This is a genomic window from Mycobacterium sp. 1165196.3 (assembly GCF_001673415.1).
GTDB lineage: Bacteria > Actinomycetota > Actinomycetes > Mycobacteriales > Mycobacteriaceae > Mycobacterium > Mycobacterium europaeum_A.
This window is the reverse complement of record NZ_LZLU01000072.1, coordinates 1-20,129: the sequence shown is the minus strand read 5'-3', so window position 1 is coordinate 20,129 and position 20,129 is coordinate 1. Positions and strand designations below refer to the sequence as shown.

Below are 20,129 nucleotides of genomic sequence, written 5' to 3'. Positions count from 1 at the left end.
TTCGGGCGATAGCAAAGGAGCCAGCGAGTTGCGTCACAGTTAATACCATCGCGCGCTGGAAATAGCTCGAATGGACGAGAAAGGCGCATCGGATGGTGCACCGCCCACCAGGTTGAATAGGTCGCGCGGGTGCATCCCACGACGATGTCGCTTTTCCGCCAGTTTTGTCGGGGGCTGGGTGTAAGTGTGGAACCGTGCACGACGATTTCGAACGCTGCTACCGCGCCGTCCAGTCGAAGGACGCCCGGTTCGACGGCTGGTTCGTCACCGCGGTGCTGACCACCCGGATCTATTGCCGGCCCAGCTGCCCGGTGCGGCCACCGTTCGCCCGGAACGTGCGGTTTTATCCGACCGCGGCGGCCGCGCAGCGCGCCGGCTTCCGCGCGTGCAAGCGGTGCCGCCCCGACGCCTCCCCGGGGTCTCCGGAATGGAACGTGCGGGATGACATCGTGGCGCGAACGATGCGGCTGATCGCCGACGGCGCGGTGGACCGTGCGGGAGTCACCGGCCTGGCCGCCGAACTCGGTTACACCACCCGGCAGCTGGAGCGCCTCCTGCAGGCCGAGGTGGGGGCCGGCCCGCTAGCCCTGGCCCGCGCGCAACGGGCGCAAACCGCGCGCGTGCTGATCGAGACGACGGATCTGCCGTTCGGCGACGTCGCATTCGCCGCGGGCTTTTCCAGCATCCGTCAGTTCAACGACACCGTGCGCTCGGTGTTCGAGAACACACCCAGCGCGCTGCGGCGGCGCGCGGTGACACGCGCCGCGTCGGCCCCGAATTCGCCTGGCACGGTGAGCCTCCGGCTCCCGGTGCGCACGCCCTTCGCGTACGCCGGTGTCTTCGGTCATCTGGCGGCGGGCACGGTTCCCGGTTGTGAGGAGATCCGCGATGGCGCCTATCGGCGCAGCCTGCGCCTGCCGTTCGGCAACGCGATCGTCGCCCTGACGCCCGCCCTCGATCACGTCCGTTGCGTGCTCGTGCTCGACGACTTTCGCGATCTGACGACGGCCATCGCGCGCTGCCGGCGTCTGCTGGACCTCGATGCCGACCCGCAAGCCGTGGACGATGCGCTCGGCGCGGACGACGAGTTCGCCGCCGTCGTAGCCAAGGCGCCCGGACAGCGAATTCCGCGCACGGTCGACGAGGCCGAGCTCGCGGTGCGTGCGGTGCTGGGCCAGCAGGTGTCCACCAAGGCGGCGAGCACCCATGCGGGCCGCCTGGTCGCTGCCTATGGGCAGCCGATCGACGATCGGGAGGGATCGCTGACCCACACCTTCCCGTCCGTCGAGCAGTTGGCCGAGATCGATCCGGTTCATCTGGCGGTGCCCAGAGCCCGGCAACGAACCCTGAGCGCTTTGGTCGCCGGCCTCGCCGACGGCAGTGTGGTGCTGAGCCCCGGGTGCGACTGGGAAAGGGCCCGAACGCAACTGCTCGCCCTGCCCGGGGTGGGCCCGTGGACCGCGGAGGTCATCGCCATGCGCGGCCTCGGCGATCCCGACGCGTTTCCCGCCAGCGATCTGGGCGTGCGCCTGGCCGCCGAACAGCTGGGCCTGCCGTCCGACGAACGGTCCCTCGCCGCACGCGCCGCGCGGTGGCGACCGTGGCGTTCCTATGCCACCCAATACCTTTGGACCACTCTCGAGCATCCGGTAAACCATTGGCCGCCACAGGAGGTCGCATGATTCACGCCGGCGACGAGGCAGCGGGGGGACCTCCCGCTTGCGGGGGGACCTCCCGCTTGCGGGGAGAGGAGTGGCGCACATGATCGAGTACCGCACCATCGACAGCCCGATCGGGCTGCTGACCCTGGCCGGTCGCGGCTCCGTGCTGACCAATCTGCGAATGGTCGACCAGACTTATGAACCGAGCCGCGCCGACTGGTCACCGAACCCCCGGGCGTTCGGTGAGGCTGTCGAACAACTCGCCGCGTATTTCGCCGGCGAGCTGACGAATTTTGATGTCGAGCTCGACCTGTGCGGCACCGAATTTCAGCGCCGAGTATGGCGGGCGCTGCTGACCATTCCTTACGGCGAAACGCGCTCGTACGGCGAAATCGCCGAGCAGATCGGAGCGCCGGGCGCCGCGCGCGCAGTCGGGTTGGCCAACGGCCACAACCCGATCGCCATCGTCGTTCCCTGCCATCGCGTCATCGGTGCCAATGGAAGCCTTACGGGCTTCGGCGGCGGACTCGGCCGAAAGCGCACATTGCTCGAATTAGAAAAGCAACGGGTGACTTTGACACTTTTCGACTAATTGCGCATGCAAAAACACCCCCGTTGCCGGGGGTGTTTTTGTGTATGTTCGGCGGTGTCCTACTTTTCCACCCGTATGGGCAGTATCATCGGCGCTGACAGGCTTAGCTTCCGGGTTCGGAATGGGACCGGGCGTTTCCCTGTCGCTGTGGCCGCCGTAACTCTATTTAAATTTGTTTGGTGGGGGGTGCGGTGTTCGCGGCATTGCTGCCGTGAATTGGACTGTGGTTGCGATTGTGTGTTGGTAAGTTTTCGGCCGGTTAGTGCCAGTTCCCTGCACCCATTACTGGGCTTCCAGGTCTGGCCTATCGAACCCGTGGTCTGCGGGGGGCCTTATCCCTCTAAAAGGGTGAGAAACCTGATCTTGGAGAAGGTTTCCCGCTTAGATGCTTTCAGCGGTTATCCTGTCCGAACGTGGCTATCCAGCCGTGCCCCTGGTGGGACAACTGGTATACCAGAGGTTCGTCCGTCCCGGTCCTCTCGTACTAGGGACAGGTTTCCTCAAGTTTCTGACGCGCGCGGCGGATAGAGACCGAACTGTCTCACGACGTTCTAAACCCAGCTCGCGTGCCGCTTTAATGGGCGAACAGCCCAACCCTTGGGACCTGCTCCAGCCCCAGGATGCGACGAGCCGACATCGAGGTGCCAAACCATCCCGTCGATATGGACTCTTGGGGAAGATCAGCCTGTTATCCCCGGGGTACCTTTTATCCGTTGAGCGACACCCCTTCCACTCAGAGGTGCCGGATCACTAGTCCCGACTTTCGTCCCTGCTTGACTTGTAAGTCTCGCAGTCAAGCTCCCTTGTGCACTTACACTCAACACCTGATTGCCGTCCAGGTTGAGGGAACCTTTGGGCGCCTCCGTTACATTTTAGGAGGCAACCGCCCCAGTTAAACTACCCGCCAGGCACTGTCCGTGAACCCGATAAGGGTTCGACGTTAGGTGTCCAATACGATCAGAGTGGTATTTCAACAACGACTCCATACAAACTGGCGTCTGTACTTCACAGTCTCCCACCTATCCTACACAAACCGTACCGAACACCAATACCAAGTTGTAGTGAAGGTCCCGGGGTCTTTTCGTCCTGCCGCGCGTAACGAGCATCTTTACTCGTAGTGCAATTTCGCCGAGTCTATGGTTGAGACAGTTGGGAAGTCGTTACGCCATTCGTGCAGGTCGGAACTTACCCGACAAGGAATTTCGCTACCTTAGGATGGTTATAGTTACCACCGCCGTTTACTGGGGCTTAAATTCTCCGCTTCACCTTACGGTTAACGGGTCCTCTTAACCTTCCAGCACCGGGCAGGCGTCAGTCCGTATACATCGTCTTGCGACTTCGCACGGACCTGTGTTTTTAGTAAACAGTCGCTACCCACTGGTTTCTGCGGCCGAATCCCGCTCCCACCGCAAGGGTGTTCACGGTATTCCGGCCCCCCTTCTCCCGAAGTTACGGGGGCATTTTGCCGAGTTCCTTAACCATAGTTATCTCGTACGCCTTGGTATTCTCTACCTGACCACCTGTGTTGGTTTGGGGTACGGGCCGTGTATGTGCTCGCTAGAGGCTTTTCTTGGCAGCAGAGGATCACCGAATTCGCCTCAATCGGCTATGCATCACCTCTCGGGATTAATGAGCGACGGATTTGCCTATCGCTCTCCCTACGGGCTTGCCCCAGTATTACCACTGACTGGTACGGCTACCTTCCTGCGTCACCCCATCGCTTGACTACTACCAGCGAAGGTCCCACGCAGCCCCGAAACTCCATGCCCCCGAAGGGGAATGGTCGATCCGGTTTTGGGTGGTTAGTACCGCTGATTCATCAGGGACGCCTATACACGGGTACGGGAATATCAACCCGTTGTCCATCGACTACGCCTGTCGGCCTCGCCTTAGGTCCCGACTCACCCTGGGCGGACTGGCCTGGCCCAGGAACCCTTGGTCTTACGGCGGGCAAGGTTCTCACTTGCCTTATCGCTACTCATGCCTGCATTCTCACTCCCCCACCCTCCACCACCGGTTACCCGGAGGCTTCGCTGAATGAGGGACGCTCCCCTACCCACATTCACGTAGACGTGAATGTGCCGCGGCTTCGGCGGTGTGCTTGAGCCCCGCTACATTATCGGCGCATAATCACTTGACCAGTGAGCTATTACGCACTCTTTCAAGGGTGGCTGCTTCTAAGCCAACCTCCTGGTTGTCTCTGCGACTACACATCCTTTTCCACTTAGCACACGCTTAGGGGCCTTAGCCGGCGATCTGGGCTGTTTCCCTTTCGACGTACGGAGCTTATCCCCCGCCGTCTCACTGCCACGCTTTACACCACGGCATTCGGAGTTTGGCTGACGTCAGTAACCTAGTAGGGCCCATCGGCCATCCAGTAGCTCTACCTCCGTGGTGAACCACGCAACGCTGCACCTAAATGCATTTCGGGGAGAACCAGCTATCACGGAGTTTGATTGGCCTTTCACCCCTACCCACAGCTCATCCCCTCAGTCTTCAACCTAAGTGGGTTCGGGCCTCCACGCGGTCTTACCCGCGCTTCACCCTGGCCATGGGTAGATCACTCCGCTTCGGGTCCAGAACACGCCACTACACCCCAAAGGGGATGCGCCCTATTCAGACTCGCTTTCGCTGCGGCTACCCCGCACGGGTTAACCTCGCGACGTGTCCCTGACTCGCAGGCTCATTCTTCAAAAGGCACGCCATCACCCCACGAGGAGGCTTTGACGGATTGTAGGCACACGGTTTCAGGTACTATTTCACTCCCCTCCCGGGGTACTTTTCACCATTCCCTCACGGTACTAATCCGCTATCGGTCATCGAGAAGTATTTAGGCTTACCGGGTGGTCCCGGCAGATTCACAGCAGATTCCACGGGCCCGCTGCTACTCGGGAGTTGATACTAGGTAGGTGACGGGTTTTCGCGTACCGGGCTCTCACCGTCTACGGCAGGCCATCCCAGGCCATTTCTGCTAACCACGACACTTTCTGACTACCCCTCAGCCAGGTAGAGCTGAGACATATCAATCCCACAACACCGCGCACACAACCCCTACCCGGTTATACATGCGTGCGGTTTAGCCTGTTCCGCGTTCGCTCGCCACTACTGACGGAATCACAATTGTTTTCTTCTCCTACGGGTACTGAGATGTTTCACTTCCCCGCGTTACCTCCCGCACCCTATATATTCAGATACGGGTAACACGACATCACTCGTGCTGGGTTTCCCCATTCGGAAATCCTCGGATCAATGCTTGGTTGACAGCTCCCCGAGGCATATCGCAGCCTCCCACGTCCTTCATCGGCTCTCGATGCCAAGGCATCCACCATGCGCCCTTAAACACTTACTTACACACAAGAGTTAAAAAAGAAATTACACATTTCGATGAACACGCCGGTCACGAAGGACCACGCGTTCATCTAGATGCTCGCAACCACTATCCAATACTCAAACACCACACCCCACCACCAAGATGGAGGGACTCCACACGGATCGACCGAGTGTTGTCTCAGGGCCCAATAGTGTGTCTGGCAATCATTTGCTGTTGTGCACCCGGTTTTCGTCCACTACAGACGAGAACCCCTCACGGCTCGCACTCCACCAATTGGAGTGCTTTTCGTGGTGCTCCTTAGAAAGGAGGTGATCCAGCCGCACCTTCCGGTACGGCTACCTTGTTACGACTTCGTCCCAATCGCCGATCCCACCTTCGACAGCTCCCTCCAAAAGGTTAGGCCACTGGCTTCGGGTGTTACCGACTTTCATGACGTGACGGGCGGTGTGTACAAGGCCCGGGAACGTATTCACCGCAGCGTTGCTGATCTGCGATTACTAGCGACTCCGACTTCATGGGGTCGAGTTGCAGACCCCAATCCGAACTGAGACCGGCTTTAAAAGGATTCGCTTAACCTTACGGCATCGCAGCCCTTTGTACCGGCCATTGTAGCATGTGTGAAGCCCTGGACATAAGGGGCATGATGACTTGACGTCATCCCCACCTTCCTCCGAGTTGACCCCGGCAGTCTCTCACGAGTCCCCGGCATTACCCGCTGGCAACATGAGACAAGGGTTGCGCTCGTTGCGGGACTTAACCCAACATCTCACGACACGAGCTGACGACAGCCATGCACCACCTGCACACAGGCCACAAGGGAACGCCTATCTCTAGACGCGTCCTGTGCATGTCAAACCCAGGTAAGGTTCTTCGCGTTGCATCGAATTAATCCACATGCTCCGCCGCTTGTGCGGGCCCCCGTCAATTCCTTTGAGTTTTAGCCTTGCGGCCGTACTCCCCAGGCGGGGTACTTAATGCGTTAGCTACGGCACGGATCCCAAGGAAGGAAACCCACACCTAGTACCCACCGTTTACGGCGTGGACTACCAGGGTATCTAATCCTGTTCGCTCCCCACGCTTTCGCTCCTCAGCGTCAGTTACTGCCCAGAGACCCGCCTTCGCCACCGGTGTTCCTCCTGATATCTGCGCATTCCACCGCTACACCAGGAATTCCAGTCTCCCCTGCAGTACTCTAGTCTGCCCGTATCGCCCGCACGCTCACAGTTAAGCCGTGAGATTTCACGAACAACGCGACAAACCACCTACGAGCTCTTTACGCCCAGTAATTCCGGACAACGCTCGCACCCTACGTATTACCGCGGCTGCTGGCACGTAGTTGGCCGGTGCTTCTTCTCCACCTACCGTCAATCCGAGAAAACCCGGACCTTCGTCGATGGTGAAAGAGGTTTACAACCCGAAGGCCGTCATCCCCCACGCGGCGTCGCTGCATCAGGCTTGCGCCCATTGTGCAATATTCCCCACTGCTGCCTCCCGTAGGAGTCTGGGCCGTATCTCAGTCCCAGTGTGGCCGGACACCCTCTCAGGCCGGCTACCCGTCGTCGCCTTGGTAGGCCATCACCCCACCAACAAGCTGATAGGCCGCGGGCCCATCCCACACCGCAAAAGCTTTCCACCAAAAGACATGCGTCTAAAGGTCCTATCCGGTATTAGACCCAGTTTCCCAGGCTTATCCCGAAGTGCAGGGCAGATTGCCCACGTGTTACTCACCCGTTCGCCACTCGAGTACCTCCGAAGAGGCCTTTCCGTTCGACTTGCATGTGTTAAGCACGCCGCCAGCGTTCGTCCTGAGCCAGGATCAAACTCTCCAAACAAAATCTCCTCGCAGAACGAGGTGAATTTCAAATCAGAGATAATCTGACCTAACAAAAAGACACCAAAAACTGGCATCAAAAAAACGACCATACCCACACACGGGGGGTGCGAAGTATGGTCAAAAAACAACAACAAATAAAAAGACCAAACACACTATTGAGTTCTCAAACAACACTTGTTTCGCCCGTTTTGGGGCAACCCTGCCAGCTTAATACAGATCCGGCAGGTAAGTCAACTCCCAGTTTTGATCTGCTAGAGACCGTCTCGGGAGCAGCCGTGCCAGGCTAGTACCAATCCAGCGAGGGAGTCAAGGCCCCGCTCTCGTCCACCTTCGCGTTGGTGACCGCGCTTGTGGGGCACTGACTTTGGTTACTGTACCCGCTCGATCTCCGCTCCCAAAATCGCCAGGTTTTCCACGAACAACGGGTAGCCGCGATCGATGTGGAACACGTCGTGGACCTCGGTGTCTCCGTCGGCGACAAGCCCGGCCAATACCAGGCCCGCGCCGGCCCGGATGTCCGAACACCACACCGGCGCGCTCGACAATTGCGGCAGCCCCCGAACGACGGCATGGTGTCCGTCGGTGCGGGCATCGGCGCCCAAACGAATCATTTCCTCGACGAACCGAAAGCGCGCCTCGAATACGTTCTCGGTGATCATCGAGGTGCCGTCGGCGATCGAGGCTAAGGCGATGGCCATCGGCTGCAGGTCTGTCGGAAATCCGGGATATGGCAGGGTCGCCACGTTGACGGCCTTGGGGCGCTCGTACTGCGCCACCCGGAAGCTGTCGTCGGTCTGGGTCACGGTGGCGCCGGCGTCGTGCAATTTGTGCAGCACCACCTGCAGGTGTGCCGGGTCGATGCCCGTCACCGTGATGTCACCGCGGGTGATCGCGGCAGCGATCCCCCACGTGGCGGCGACGATGCGATCCCCGATGACGCGATGCTCGGTCGGGTGCAGCTTCGGGACGCCGGTGATGGTCATGGTCGGCGAACCGGCGCCTTCGATCTGCGCGCCCATCTGGTTCAACATCGTGCACAGGTCGACGACGTCGGGCTCGCGTGCCGCGTTGTGGATGACGGTCACGCCCTCGGCCACGACCGCGGCCATCAGAATGTTCTCGGTGGCTCCCACCGAGGGGAACTCCAGCTGAATCTCCGCGCCGCGCAGCGTATCGGCCTGCGCCACCACGCATCCGTGCTCGATGTTGCATTGCGCGCCGAGCTGGCGCAGGCCGGCCTGATGCATGTCCAGTGGGCGCGAACCGATCGCGTCACCACCGGGCAGCGCGACACGGGCGCGCTTGCACCGGCCGACCAGCGGTCCCAGCACGCACACCGACGCGCGAAACTGCCGGACCGCGGCGAAGTCGGCGTCATATTTCGGCTCGTCCGGAGAGGTGATGCGGGCGACGTCGCCGTCCAGTTCGACGGTCGCGCCCAGCCCGCGCAGCACCTCGGCCATCAACGGCACGTCCAGGATGTCGGGGCAGTTGGTGATCGTGCTGGTGCCTTCGGCCAGCAGCGTTGCGGCCATCAGCTTGAGCACGCTGTTTTTCGCGCCCCCTACTGCGACTTCGCCTGACAACCGGTTGCCGCCGGTCACCACGAATCGCTCAGCCACCCGCGTCAGTCTAGTGAAGCGGTATCGCCTTGTCAGTCGGCCGAGCCACACCCGAGTACGGTTTGCTCATGGCTGTACACCTGACTCGCATCTACACGCGAACCGGCGACGACGGCACCACGGGATTGAGCGACTTCTCCCGGGTCTCCAAGAACGATCCCCGGCTGGTGGCCTACGCCGATTGCGACGAAGCCAACGCGGCGATCGGTGTCGCGGTCGCCGTCGGCCGGCCCGACGAGCAGCTCACCAGCGTATTGCGCCAGATTCAAAACGACTTGTTCGACGCCGGCGCGGATCTGTCGACCCCCGTGGTCGACAACCCGGAATATCCCCCGCTGCGGGTCACCCAGCCTTACATCGATCGGCTCGAAAAGTGGTGTGACACGTACAACGAGCCCTTGCCGAAGCTGAATTCGTTTGTGCTGCCCGGTGGTTCGCCGTTGTCGGCGTTTCTGCACGTCGCTCGCACCGTGGTGCGCCGAGCCGAGCGGTCGGCGTGGGCCGCGGTCGATGCCGCGCCCGGGCAGGTCAGCGTGCTGCCCGCGAAATACCTGAACCGCCTCTCGGATCTGCTGTTCATCCTGTCGCGGGTGGCCAACCCCGACGGTGATGTGCTCTGGAAACCGGCGGCCGGAAGCTAGCAGGGGTCCGATCGCCTCAACGCGGCGCGGCTAGAGGCCGCGCCGGCGGGACCGCGGCGACGGACGCGATTCCAGCCAGGATAAAAACGCCGTCAACGCGCCCTTGTCGAGCGCGATCTCGTAGCCGGACCTGCGGTCCTGGGTGGTGTCACGCAGCTCGATGACGACGATCTCGTCGGTCATGATGTCGAACTCGTCGCCGCGTGGCGCCCTCCTCGAGACGATCTCGACGCCTCGCCGGCTCAGCCGTCGATCCGGCCACAATCGCAGACTGGACAATCGGTAGAACGCGGCTTCCCCACCGCGGTAACGGATTACGCCATGGCGCCAGCCGTGGCCTCCGACCGCGGGAATGTCTCGCATGATCCCCGCCGTGCCGCCCTGGCGCAGCTTCCACAATCGATAGCTCAGCGCGACGACGGCGCCTGCCAGCACGACGACCAGCACGACCATCCCAACCATGGGCGCGCTCATCGTCTGGACCGAGGCGGTTAGTCGATCGCGCCGACGGCGCGCAACCTTGCGCGCCCCTTGGCGGCGATACGCGGGTCGTCCGACTCGGAAGCCTCTCTGGCGGCGCTTTCGTCGATCTCCGACTCGAACTCGGCGGATTCGGCGAGGATTGTCACCGATTCCTCGGTGACGGACAGAAATCCGCCGTCCACCGCGATCCGCAGATCGTCTTCACCGTCTCGTTCGACGCGCACCATTGCATCGTCGACCAACTGCGCTACCAGCGGGATGTGCCGCGGCAGGATGCCGATCTCACCGACGGTGGTACGGGTGAACAGAAACGTCGCCTCACCCGACCAGATCTTTCGATCGACGGCGACTATCTCAACGTTCAAATCCGCCATGCCACGAGCCTTTCAGAGCCTTTTCGCTCACGCCTCAGGAATCCAGTTTGGCGCCAAAGCTTTCGGCCTTCTTCGCCAAGTCGTCCAGGCCGCCGATCAAGAAGAACGCCTGCTCCGGGATGTGGTCGAAATCGCCCTTGGTTAGGCGGTCGAACGCCTCGATGGTCTCCTTCAGCGGTACCGTCGAACCGGGCTGACCGGTGAACTGCTCGGCCGCCATCATGTTCTGCGACAGGAATCGCTCGATCCGTCGTGCACGCTGAACGAGCTGCTTGTCCTCTTCGGACAACTCGTCGATACCGAGGATCGCGATGATGTCCTGCAGGTCCTTGTACCGCTGCAAGATTCGGATGACTTCCTGGGCAACGCGGTAGTGCTCGTCACCGACAACACTCGGGTCCAGAATGGTCGAGCTCGACGCCAGGGGGTCCACCGCGGGGAAGATGCCCTTGGAGAACACGTTTCGAGAGAGCTCGGTGGTGGCGTCCAGGTGCGCGAATGTCGTCGCCGGCGCCGGGTCGGTGTAGTCGTCGGCGGGCACATAAACGGCCTGCATCGACGTGATCGACTTGCCTCGCGTCGAGGTGATGCGCTCCTGCAACTCGCCCATCTCGTCGGCCAGCGTCGGCTGGTAACCCACCGCGGACGGCATACGACCGAGCAGCGTCGAGACCTCGGATCCGGCCTGGGTGAACCGGAAGATGTTGTCGATGAACAGCAACACGTCCTGGCCGGCCTCGTCACGGAACCACTCCGCCATGGTCAGCGCGGACAGGGCCACCCGCATGCGGGTGCCGGGCGGCTCGTCCATCTGACCGAACACCAGCGCGGTGTCCTTGAGCACGTCGGCTTCCTTGAGTTCGACCCACAGGTCGTTGCCCTCACGGGTGCGCTCACCGACGCCGGCGAAAACCGAAGTGCCACCGAAGTTTCGGGCGATACGGTTGATCATCTCCTGGATCAGCACCGTCTTGCCCACGCCCGCACCGCCGAACAGTGCGATCTTGCCACCACGCACGTACGGGGTGAGCAGGTCGACGACCTTCAGACCCGTCTCGAGCATCTCGGTGCGGGGCTCGAGCTCCTCGAACGGCGGCGGTTTGCGGTGGATTGACCAGTGGTCGAACTCCTCGCCGTACCCTGGCTTATCCAGGCAGTCGCCCAAGGCGTTGAAGACGTGCCCCTTGACGCCCTCACCGACCGGCACCGAGATCGACTTTCCGGAGTCAGTGACCTCAACGCCGCGCACGAGGCCGTCGGTGGGCTGCAGCGAGATTGCCCGAACGAGGTTGTCGCCCAAGTGCTGCGCAACCTCGAGTGTCAGGGTCTTCTTGAGCTCCTCGAACGTGATCTCCGCGTTGAGAGCGTTGAATAGCTCGGGTACCGAGCCGCGCGGGAACTCGACGTCGACGACGGGGCCGGTCACCCGTACGATGCGGCCGTTGGTGTCGGCTTTGGTCGACTTCTTGTCGGTCTTCTCGGTGCTTTCAGTAGTAGCAGCCATATTTTTCTTCTTCCTCGTGTGCTACTGAGCGTCGGCGAGCGCGTTTGCGCCGCCGACGATTTCGCTGATCTCCTGGGTGATCTGAGCCTGGCGCTCCCGGTTCGCCATCAACGTCAGCTCTTTGATCAGGTCGTCGGCGTTGTCGGTCGCCGACTTCATCGCTCGTTGACGCGACGCGAGCTCCGATGCCGCCGATTCGAGCAACGCGGCATACACCCTGGTCGTCACATACCGCGGCAGCAGCGCGTCGAAAAGCGTTGTGGCGTCTGGTTCGAACGAGTACAAGGTGTGGAGTTCGTCGGTGTCCTCGACGTATTCCATGACCAGCGGAGCGATCCGATGGGCCACCGCGGCCTGCGACATCATCGACTTGAATTCCGAGTAGACGATGTGCAGTTCGTCGACGCCCTGGTCGTCCTGTGACTCGTCATCGCCGACCCCGGCCATGAAGCTCTCGACCAAAGTGGACGCGATCTCCTGGGCGTTCTCCACCTGGGGCTGCTCGGAGAAACCCGTCCAGGATTCGGTGATGTCCCAGTTGCGGAACTTGAAGTAGTTCTGCGCCTTCCGGCCCACCGTGTAAACGATGGGTGTCTTGCCCTCCTCCCGCAGCAACGAGAACAGTTCCTCGGCACGGCGGAAGATGCTTGAGTTGTACGCGCCGCACAGACCGCGGTCCGAGGACACCACCAGGACGCCGGCGCGCTTCGGCTCGTCACGCTCGACCAACAACGGATGGTCCAAAGCGGCTTCGGAGGACAACGTGGTGAGCATCGACGTGATCTGGAATGCGTAAGGCCGGGCGGATTCCAGCCGGGCCTGCGCCTTGCCGATGCGCGAGGTCGCGATCATCTCCTGGGCCTTGGTGATCTTCTTGATCGACCCGGCCGAACGGATCCGGCCCCGTAATTCGCGAAGTGTTGCCGCCATCGGTAGCTACTTCTTGTCCTTGCCGGAGGCCTTGGAATCCTTGGATTCCTTCTTGTCCTTCGGCTTCTCCTTCTTGACCTGTACGGACTCTTTCTCCAGATCCTCTTCGTCCAGGGGCTCGACGTGCTCGTCGGGCACGACCGAGCCGCCACCGGTGGCCGCGAAGCCCTTCTTGAAGTTGTTGATGATCTCGGTGAGCTGGTTCTCGCCCTCTTCGGAGAGCTTGCCGCTGTCGCGGACGCCGGCCAGGAACTTCTCTTCCGAGGCCCGCATGTGATCCAGCAGCTCGGTCTCGAAACGTCGGACGTCCTCGACGGGCACCGAGTCCAGGTGACCGCCGGTGCCCAGGAAGATCGACACCACCTGCTCCTCAACCGGCATGGGTTGGTACTGAGGCTGCTTCAACAGCTCGACCAGGCGTTCACCGCGCTCCAGCTGGGCCTTGGACGTCGCGTCCAGATCTGAGGCGAATGCGGCGAAGGACTCCAGCTCCCGGTACTGCGACAGGTCTAGACGCAACGAGCCTGCGACTTCCTTCATGGCCTTGATTTGCGCCGCACCACCCACGCGGGACACCGAGACACCGACGTTGATGGCCGGCCGCACGCCCTGGTTGAACAGGTCGGATTCCAGGAAGCACTGGCCGTCGGTGATCGAGATGACATTGGTGGGGATGTAGGCCGAGATGTCGTTCGCCTTGGTCTCGATAACCGGCAACCCGGTCAGCGAGCCGCCACCGAGGTCGTCGGACAGCTTGGCGCAACGCTCCAGCAGGCGGGAGTGCAGGTAGAAGACGTCGCCGGGGTACGCCTCGCGACCCGGCGGACGGCGGAGCAGCAGGGAAATGGCGCGGTAGGCCTCGGCCTGCTTGCTCAGGTCGTCGAAGACGATCAGCACGTGCTTGCCCTCGTACATCCAGTGCTGGGCAATCGCCGAACCCGTGTACGGCGCAAGCCATTTGAAGCCGGCGGAGTCGGATGCCGGCGCCGCCACGATGGTGGTGTAGTCCATGGCGCCACCCTCGTCGAGCGCGCGTCGGACCGAGGCGATCGTGGTGCCCTTCTGGCCGATGGCCACGTACACGCAGCGCACCTGCTTGCGTTCGTCGCCCGACTCCCAGTTCTCCCGCTGGTTGAGGATGGTATCCACGCAGACGGCGGTCTTGCCGGTCTTGCGGTCGCCGATGATCAGCTGGCGCTGGCCGCGCCCGATCGGGGTCATCGCGTCGATGGCCTTGATCCCGGTCTGCAGCGGCTCGCTCACGCTCTGCCGCTGCACCACCGACGGCGCCTGGATCTCCAGCGCGCGGCGAATGTCGGTATCGATGTCGCCCTGGCCGTCGATCGGCTGGCCGAGCGGATTGACCACGCGCCCTAGGAACGCGTCGCCGACGGGCACCGACAGGACCTCGCCGGTGCGCTTAACCTGTTGGCCTTCTTCGATTTTCTCGAAGTCACCCAGGATCACCGCGCCGATGTCGTGTTCATCGAGGTTCAGGGCGACGCCAAGGACCCCGCCGGGGAACTCGAGCAACTCTTGGGTCATGACGGAGGGCAAACCCTCGACGTGCGCGATACCGTCCCCGGCCTCGATGACCGAGCCGACCTCCTCGCGGGCGGTGTCGGACGTGAAGGAGCCTACGTACTCCTCGATGGCGCTCTGGATGTCCTCAGCGGAGATGGTCAACTCGGCCATGGCTATTCGTCTTCCTACTTGATCTTGGTTCGCGTGGGATTGTGATTGGTCGATGGTGGTTAGTCGGGCAATTGAGCCTGGGCCGCGGCAAGTCGAGAAGCGAGCGTTCCGTCGATCACTTCGTCGGCCACGGAGATGAGCAGCCCGCCCAGCAGTTCGGCATCGATCTGGAGCTGCACCGCCACCGGGTGGTCGTAGATGCGGCCGAGCACGTCGGTGAGGCGGGTGCGCTGCGCATCGCTGAGTTCGGCTGCGGCGCTGACTTGCGCCACGATCTCGCCGCGGCGCGCCACCGCAACCTCCGCCAGGAACTGGATGGCCTCGTCGGCGTTCTGGCCCCTCAGCAGCTCCACAGTCTGGGTCAGCAGTGCCATCGTGATCGGATTGACCCGTCCGCTCGCGCTCTCAAGCACCTTGCGCAGGAGGCCGACTCGCCCTTCCACCGGAACGGAGTAGTCGCCCAGCAGGATCGCCAGCCGCGGCTCCGCGTCGAGGGCGCGGGAGAACCGGAACAGCTGTTCTTCGACCTCGTCGACCTTGTCCTCGCGTTCGGCGACTTCGAGCAGCGCCTGCCGAGACACGTGTTCGATGGCATCGACCAGATCGGAGTTGGCCGACCAACGCTCCGAGACCGCCGCGCGCAGCACCTCGAGCGTCGCGTCGCCGACCTTGCCGGAGACCAGTCTTTCGATCAACCGGACCCTGGGGGCGCCATCCTCGGCGGGAACGGTGAGATACCGCGTGACGACGATCTCGCGGTCCAGCATCTGAGCAACTTCTACCAGCTCACCGGAGACAGTCGAAAGCCCTTTGTTGTCAAGGTCTTTGGCTAGGGTGCCGAACTTGTCCGACAGGTTGCCCAGCGCGATGCGACTCGACGAACGCATCTTGGTCATCAACGGATACTGGACGTCAGCCGCAACGGGCGCCATCTCGTCGAGTTCATCGAGGAACCGGTCGACGGTGGCCGACTGCTGTTCGGAGTCGGCGACGTAGTTGCGGACCAACTCGCCCGCCTGGCGCACCGCTTCGTGGCCGAGTTCCAACCGGAGCTGCCGGCTCAACTGGGTCCGCAAGAGATCGACCTGACGGCTGCCCTGTGCGTTGATGCGATCGGACTCGACATCGGCCTGGGCCCGCAACTGCTCGACGATGCGGCCCGCGTCGGTCCGGGCCTCCTCGACCACCCGTTCGCCCTCCGTCTTCGCATCTTCCACGGCCTTGGTGTGCGCCGTGGTCGACTCGGTCAGCCGATCGCTCGCCGTCGCAGCGTCTTTCAGCTGTTGGCGCACGGCGTCTTGCCGCGCGGCCATCAGCCGACGCACCGGCGGCACGACATAGCGCACCACCAGAAACACGATGGCTGCAAAGCCCACCAACTGGCCGATGAAAGTCGACATACGTATTTACCGTCCGGATGTCTTGGTTGCGGATGTGGTCGTGGCGGCGGGGGCGACGTCGACGCCGAGGATGCGACTTGCCAACGTCGCCGACATCGACGCCACATTGGCACGCAGATCCAGCTCCACGGCGTCCCTCTCCCGCTTCAATTGCTCGGATGCCATTTGTAACGTCGACATCACCTGTTGTTCGGCACGGGCGCGCGCGTCTTCGACCACCTTACGACCTTCGGCGCGGGCATTGTCGCGCAACGACGACGCCTGAACCCGCGCCTCGCTCAGGGCTTCTTCGTAGTCGGCCTTGGCCGCTTCGAATTGCTCGGTCGCCTTCTTGTTGTCGGCAGCCGTCTTGGCGACCATGGCCTCGCGCTCGTGCAAGACCCTCATCACCGGCGGCACGACGAATGTGCCGATGACGGCCAGCACGATCAGGAAGATCGCCAGCACGAAGAAGAAGGTGCCGTTGGGGACGAGGAAGTTGTTGCCTCCCTCGGCCACCACCTGGCTGGATGCCAAAATGCTCAGACTCGCGTCACGCATTGCAGCGAATTACTTGACCGGGGTAGCGAAGACGAACAACGCCATGAACGCCAGGTTGATGAAGTAGGCCGCCTCGACCAGACCGACCGTGATGAAGAACGGCGTGAACAGCCGGCCCTGCGCCTCGGGTTGCCGGGCGATACCCGAAACCAGCGCGTTACCAGCGATGCCGTCACCGATGCCGGCGCCGATCGCACCGCCACCCATGATCAGGCCTCCGCCGATGAGAGCGGCGGCAGCGATTTGAGGGTCCATGCCTGCCATTCTTTCCTCCTTTATTTGGGGCTTATCCGGTAGCGGTCTACCGAGCCTCTGTAATGGTGCGTGGGACAAAACAATTCATGGGCGTCTCAGTCATGGTGGTCCTCGATCTCCATCGACTGACTGAAGTACAGGATGGTCAGGATCGAGAAGATGAAGGCCTGGATCGCCCCGACGAAAAGGTCGAAGGCCTTCCAGATCGCGTTGGGCGCCCACATGATGTACGGCGGGAACATCGCGATCAGCGCGACCAGAATGCCGCCGGCGAAGATGTTGCCGAAAAGTCGGAGCGACAGCGAGATGGGCTTGGCGAGCTCTTCGACGAGGTTGATCGGCGCCAAGAACGCCACGTGACCCTTGACCACCGCCAGCGGATGCCCGATTATGCCGCGGCGCCAGATGCCCGCCACGTGGTAGCAGACGAAGACGAAAAGGGCCAGCGCCAGAACGTAATTGATGTCCGCCGCCGCCGACTTCAGCAGCTCGCTCGCGTGCCCGGATTTGTCCTTGTATTGCAGCGGGAGGACCGACAGCCAGTTGGAGATCAGAATGAACACGAAGATCGTGACGGCCAACGGCAGCACGAACGGGGCGATCCGCATGCCGATAGCGCTCTCGATCTGTCCGCGCATCTGTTCGGTGATCGCCTCCCAGAACAGCTGAACGCCACTCGGCACGCCCTTGGAAGTGATCTTCGCGCGCAGGAAGAAGGCCAGCCCGAGCACGATCACCGCGGCGATCGCGGTCGACAGAATCGTGTCGGTGTTGACGGTCAGGCCAAGCCACGTGGCCTTATTGTGCTCGCCAACCTCGATTGCCGACTCGGCCAGGAACGTCGTGCCAGTCATCGTTGCTGTTCCTTATCTTCCGTTCCGTCCGACCCTGCGATCACGCCGCCTTCGGCGCCGTCCGATGGCTCCGCCCAGTCACCCGCGCGCAGCTTCTTCCACACCGGGAGCGCTGTCGAGGCAACCAACAGGACCTGGAAAAGCGCCAACCCGAACATGACGCCCAGGCCGGCGGGGCGAAAGACGTAGGCGATGATCAGCCCGAAGACCGTGATGATGGCCAGCCGTGACGCCGAGTTGACCGCCATTGACCTTTTCAGCGGGTGGTCCTTGGCGGTGATCGATTCAACCGAGCGACGCACCAATACTGCGTTGAGCAAACCCAGGAGAAGTCCGACGCCGAAGAAGACGCCGACCATCAGGTGGCCGGACAGCCCGGCGGCGAGCACCGCCACCGCAGTGATGGCAATGCTGATCGCGAAGAGCCGAACCGGACGGAAAGCAACAGAGGGAAACACCAACGGCGCGTCCTGCGCTGGTGTCGTCACTGCAGCACCTCAATCCCAGGTTGATGGAACGGGAACCCCCCGACCGACTGATCGGTGGTCCGCCGAGCGTATCGCACGTCACACTTGAATCACCCAAGGGGTATCTCCCGAGGCCGGTCTTGAACCAGCCCGGTCGGATTGACCTCCGATGGGCCGGTAGCCTGCGCGGCTTTTTGGGGTTCTACCAGCACCGTACCACATGCCGGACCCCACTACTACCCTTCGTCGTAGTAGTCGTCGCCCCGGCGCAACAGCGGGATCGCCGTCGCGATGCCGGCCACCACGATGGCGCCAAGCATCACCGCGGCGGTATCACGCGGACGGAAAAAGATTGTGCTGGCGGCGCCGAACGCGACGATCCCCACCCACAGATAGATCAGCAACACCACCCGGCGGTGCGAATGACCGATCTGCAGCAACCGATGGTGCAGATGCATCTTGTCGGGGCTGAACGCGCTGCGGCCCGCGCGTGTGCGGCGCACGATCGCCAGCAGCAAATCGAGCATCGGCACGAAGATGACGGCCGCGACCAGCAAGAACGGGGACAGCAGGACGAACACGTCGCGCGCGCCGTAGGCGTTCTGCGAGACGGGCCCGGCGGCCGTCGTGGACGCGGCCGACAGCATCAGGCCGATCAGCATCGAGCCGGAGTCGCCCATGAAGATCTTGGCGCGATGGAAGTTGTGCGGCAGGAAGCCCAGGCATGCCCCGGCGAGCACCACCGAGATCACCGCGGGCGGATAGAACAGGACGTCACCGCCGTGGTCGCGCAGCAGCCCGACCGAGAACATGCAGATTGCCAGCGCGGTGATCAGTCCCAGCCCGGCCGCCAGGCCGTCGAGCCCGTCGACGAAGTTCATCGCGTTGACGACCGACACGGTGAGCGCCAGGGTCAGCAGGATCGACGAGGCCTGATCGAGCACGATGGTGCCCACGCCGCCGATAGGGATGTACAGGACGCTCCACGCCACGCCCATGGTGACCAGCACGCTGGCCGCGGTGATCTGGCCGGCGAACTTGGTCAGCGCGTCGAGGCCCCAACGGTCGTCGATGAGGCCGATGCCCATGATGACCGCGCCGGCCACCAGGACCGCGGGCATACCGGTGGAGTAGACGAACCCACGCGTGAGCGCCGGAAGCTGGGACGCCAGAAAGACGGCCGTGATGACGCCGAGAAACATCGCCAGCCCACCCATCCGGGGGGTCGGCGTGACGTGGACGTCGCGCTCCCGCGGATAGGCGACCGCGCCCAGCCGGGTGGCCAGCACCCGCACCGGGCCGGTGGCGAAGTACGTGATGATGGCTGCGGTCAGCCCGACCAGCGCCAATTCGCGAAGCGGAACACCGGCGCCGCGGTCGCCCAGCGCGAGTAAACCCCCGGCAAGGTTGGTTACGTCGCGGGACATCACCGAGACCGTACTGGACAAACCTGGGACCTCGACAACCGCTCCAGTCAGGCCTGGGCGGTCAAGCTTTCCGGGTCGAGGGCGAGCACTTCCGCGATCCGCTCCGCGCTCACCGGGCCCGGCCGCAGAATCCGCGGCGTGGCCCCGGTCAGGTCGACGATCGTGGAGGCAGCGCCCTGTGCTGACGGACCCGCTGCCAGGTAGACGTCGACCAGATCGCCGAGCTGGCTGCGCGCCTCGTTGGCGTCCACGGCGGCCGGGCGTCCGGAGACGTTGGCGCTGGACACCGCCAGGGGCCCGACTTCGCGCAGCAGCTCGATGGCCACGGGATGCAGCGGCATGCGCAGCATCACGGTGCCGCGCGCGTCGCCGAGGTCCCACTGCAGCGACGGCGCCTGGGTGACCACCAGGCTCAACGCGCCCGGCCAGAAGGCGCGGATCAGGTCGCGGGCCCCGTCCGGCATGGTGTACACGAGCCCCTCGATGGTGTGCCAGGAGCCGACCAGCACGCCCACCGGC

Annotated in this window: 15 protein-coding genes, 3 rRNA genes and 1 pseudogene; 3 read left to right on the top strand and 16 right to left on the bottom strand. The window is 62.7% G+C overall.

All coding sequences use genetic code 11. The annotated features are described in order from the left end of the window. Nucleotides 1–194 precede the first annotated feature (194 nt). Entirely contained in the window at nucleotides 195–1,682 is a 1,488-nt protein-coding gene (locus A5659_RS07105) for a DNA-3-methyladenine glycosylase 2 family protein (RefSeq protein ID WP_066864604.1), read from the top strand. Between the two features lie 79 nt (nucleotides 1,683–1,761). Then, the gene (locus tag A5659_RS07100; RefSeq protein ID WP_067180031.1) at nucleotides 1,762–2,253 is read left to right on the top strand and encodes a methylated-DNA--[protein]-cysteine S-methyltransferase; all 492 of its coding nucleotides are present in this window, start codon (nucleotides 1,762–1,764) and stop codon (nucleotides 2,251–2,253) included. Between the two features lie 46 nt (nucleotides 2,254–2,299). Here the strand turns inward: A5659_RS07100 and rrf are convergent. From rrf to murA, 4 genes are all read right to left on the bottom strand, one after another. After that, a 5S ribosomal RNA gene (gene rrf, locus A5659_RS07095) occupies nucleotides 2,300–2,412 on the bottom strand. Between the two features lie 80 nt (nucleotides 2,413–2,492). Beyond that, nucleotides 2,493–5,602: ribosomal RNA gene (locus A5659_RS07090) — 23S ribosomal RNA — on the bottom strand. A 283-nt stretch (nucleotides 5,603–5,885) separates the two neighbouring features. Continuing rightward, nucleotides 5,886–7,416: ribosomal RNA gene (locus tag A5659_RS07085) — 16S ribosomal RNA — on the bottom strand. Together the 16S, 23S and 5S rRNA genes form the textbook arrangement of a ribosomal RNA operon. Before the next feature lie 370 nt (nucleotides 7,417–7,786). Further along, nucleotides 7,787–9,040 (bottom strand): UDP-N-acetylglucosamine 1-carboxyvinyltransferase, encoded by a 1,254-nt coding sequence (gene murA / locus A5659_RS07080; RefSeq protein ID WP_066864597.1) that lies wholly within the window; start codon nucleotides 9,038–9,040, stop codon nucleotides 7,787–7,789. A gap of 68 nt (nucleotides 9,041–9,108) precedes the next feature. Here murA and A5659_RS07075 point away from each other — a divergent pair, with 68 nt between their 5' ends. Next, nucleotides 9,109–9,681: a cob(I)yrinic acid a,c-diamide adenosyltransferase gene (locus tag A5659_RS07075; RefSeq protein ID WP_066864595.1), complete on the top strand. Its 573-nt coding sequence runs from the start codon at nucleotides 9,109–9,111 to the stop codon at nucleotides 9,679–9,681. A 30-nt stretch (nucleotides 9,682–9,711) separates the two neighbouring features. Here A5659_RS07075 and A5659_RS07070 read toward each other — a convergent pair whose 3' ends face one another. The 12 genes and pseudogenes from A5659_RS07070 to A5659_RS07015 all read right to left on the bottom strand — a co-directional run. Next, nucleotides 9,712–10,155 carry a DUF2550 domain-containing protein gene (locus A5659_RS07070; RefSeq protein WP_066864592.1) on the bottom strand — a complete coding sequence of 148 codons (444 nt, stop codon included), beginning with the start codon at nucleotides 10,153–10,155 and terminating at the stop codon, nucleotides 9,712–9,714. Between the two features lie 17 nt (nucleotides 10,156–10,172). Beyond that, the gene (locus tag A5659_RS07065; RefSeq protein WP_066864590.1) at nucleotides 10,173–10,538 is read right to left on the bottom strand and encodes a F0F1 ATP synthase subunit epsilon; all 366 of its coding nucleotides are present in this window, start codon (nucleotides 10,536–10,538) and stop codon (nucleotides 10,173–10,175) included. A 34-nt stretch (nucleotides 10,539–10,572) separates the two neighbouring features. Beyond that, nucleotides 10,573–12,042, bottom strand: a complete 1,470-nt coding sequence (gene atpD, locus A5659_RS07060; RefSeq protein ID WP_066864587.1) for a F0F1 ATP synthase subunit beta — start codon at nucleotides 12,040–12,042, stop codon at nucleotides 10,573–10,575. 21 nt (nucleotides 12,043–12,063) lie between these two features. Further along, nucleotides 12,064–12,972: a F0F1 ATP synthase subunit gamma gene (locus tag A5659_RS07055; protein ID WP_066864584.1), complete on the bottom strand. Its 909-nt coding sequence runs from the start codon at nucleotides 12,970–12,972 to the stop codon at nucleotides 12,064–12,066. Nucleotides 12,973–12,978: 6 nt separating this feature from the next. Further along, on the bottom strand, nucleotides 12,979–14,667 hold the full coding sequence (gene atpA / locus A5659_RS07050; protein WP_066864582.1) for a F0F1 ATP synthase subunit alpha: 1,689 nt from the start codon (nucleotides 14,665–14,667) through the stop codon (nucleotides 12,979–12,981). Nucleotides 14,668–14,726: 59 nt separating this feature from the next. Then, a complete protein-coding gene (locus tag A5659_RS07045; RefSeq protein ID WP_066877011.1) occupies nucleotides 14,727–16,067 on the bottom strand; it encodes a F0F1 ATP synthase subunit B/delta in 1,341 nt (446 codons plus the stop codon). A 6-nt stretch (nucleotides 16,068–16,073) separates the two neighbouring features. Continuing rightward, nucleotides 16,074–16,607: a F0F1 ATP synthase subunit B gene (locus tag A5659_RS07040; RefSeq protein ID WP_066864576.1), complete on the bottom strand. Its 534-nt coding sequence runs from the start codon at nucleotides 16,605–16,607 to the stop codon at nucleotides 16,074–16,076. Nucleotides 16,608–16,616: 9 nt separating this feature from the next. Next, nucleotides 16,617–16,862 carry a F0F1 ATP synthase subunit C gene (locus tag A5659_RS07035; RefSeq protein WP_065052998.1) on the bottom strand — a complete coding sequence of 82 codons (246 nt, stop codon included), beginning with the start codon at nucleotides 16,860–16,862 and terminating at the stop codon, nucleotides 16,617–16,619. Nucleotides 16,863–16,957: 95 nt separating this feature from the next. Next, the gene (gene atpB, locus A5659_RS07030) at nucleotides 16,958–17,716 is read right to left on the bottom strand and encodes a F0F1 ATP synthase subunit A (protein WP_066864573.1); all 759 of its coding nucleotides are present in this window, start codon (nucleotides 17,714–17,716) and stop codon (nucleotides 16,958–16,960) included. After that, a complete protein-coding gene (locus A5659_RS07025) occupies nucleotides 17,713–18,204 on the bottom strand; it encodes an ATP synthase subunit I (protein WP_066864568.1) in 492 nt (163 codons plus the stop codon). Before A5659_RS07025 ends, atpB begins: the two co-directional genes overlap by 4 nt. A gap of 215 nt (nucleotides 18,205–18,419) precedes the next feature. Continuing rightward, nucleotides 18,420–19,629, bottom strand: a pseudogene (locus tag A5659_RS07020) (glycosyltransferase family 4 protein); the annotation flags it as partial. 28 nt (nucleotides 19,630–19,657) lie between these two features. Beyond that, on the bottom strand, nucleotides 19,658–20,129 hold a 472-nt coding region (locus A5659_RS07015; RefSeq protein ID WP_067180024.1), incomplete at its 5' end, for an L-threonylcarbamoyladenylate synthase.

Excerpts from the sequence above, each read along its gene's own strand:
- A5659_RS07040 (WP_066864576.1), bottom strand. The coding sequence starts at position 16,607 with ATGCGTGACGCGAGTCTGAGCATTTTGGCATCCAGCCAGGTGGTGGCC.
- A5659_RS07035 (WP_065052998.1), bottom strand. The coding sequence starts at position 16,862 with ATGGACCCTCAAATCGCTGCCGCCGCTCTCATCGGCGGAGGCCTGATC.
- A5659_RS07055 (WP_066864584.1), bottom strand. The coding sequence starts at position 12,972 with ATGGCGGCAACACTTCGCGAATTACGGGGCCGGATCCGTTCGGCCGGG.
- A5659_RS07065 (WP_066864590.1), bottom strand. The coding sequence starts at position 10,538 with ATGGCGGATTTGAACGTTGAGATAGTCGCCGTCGATCGAAAGATCTGG.
- atpA (WP_066864582.1), bottom strand. The coding sequence starts at position 14,667 with ATGGCCGAGTTGACCATCTCCGCTGAGGACATCCAGAGCGCCATCGAG.
- A5659_RS07070 (WP_066864592.1), bottom strand. The coding sequence starts at position 10,155 with ATGAGCGCGCCCATGGTTGGGATGGTCGTGCTGGTCGTCGTGCTGGCA.
- atpB (WP_066864573.1), bottom strand. The coding sequence starts at position 17,716 with ATGACTGGCACGACGTTCCTGGCCGAGTCGGCAATCGAGGTTGGCGAG.
- A5659_RS07100 (WP_067180031.1), top strand. The coding sequence starts at position 1,762 with ATGATCGAGTACCGCACCATCGACAGCCCGATCGGGCTGCTGACCCTG.
- A5659_RS07075 (WP_066864595.1), top strand. The coding sequence starts at position 9,109 with ATGGCTGTACACCTGACTCGCATCTACACGCGAACCGGCGACGACGGC.
- A5659_RS07045 (WP_066877011.1), bottom strand. The coding sequence starts at position 16,067 with ATGTCGACTTTCATCGGCCAGTTGGTGGGCTTTGCAGCCATCGTGTTT.
- atpD (WP_066864587.1), bottom strand. The coding sequence starts at position 12,042 with ATGGCTGCTACTACTGAAAGCACCGAGAAGACCGACAAGAAGTCGACC.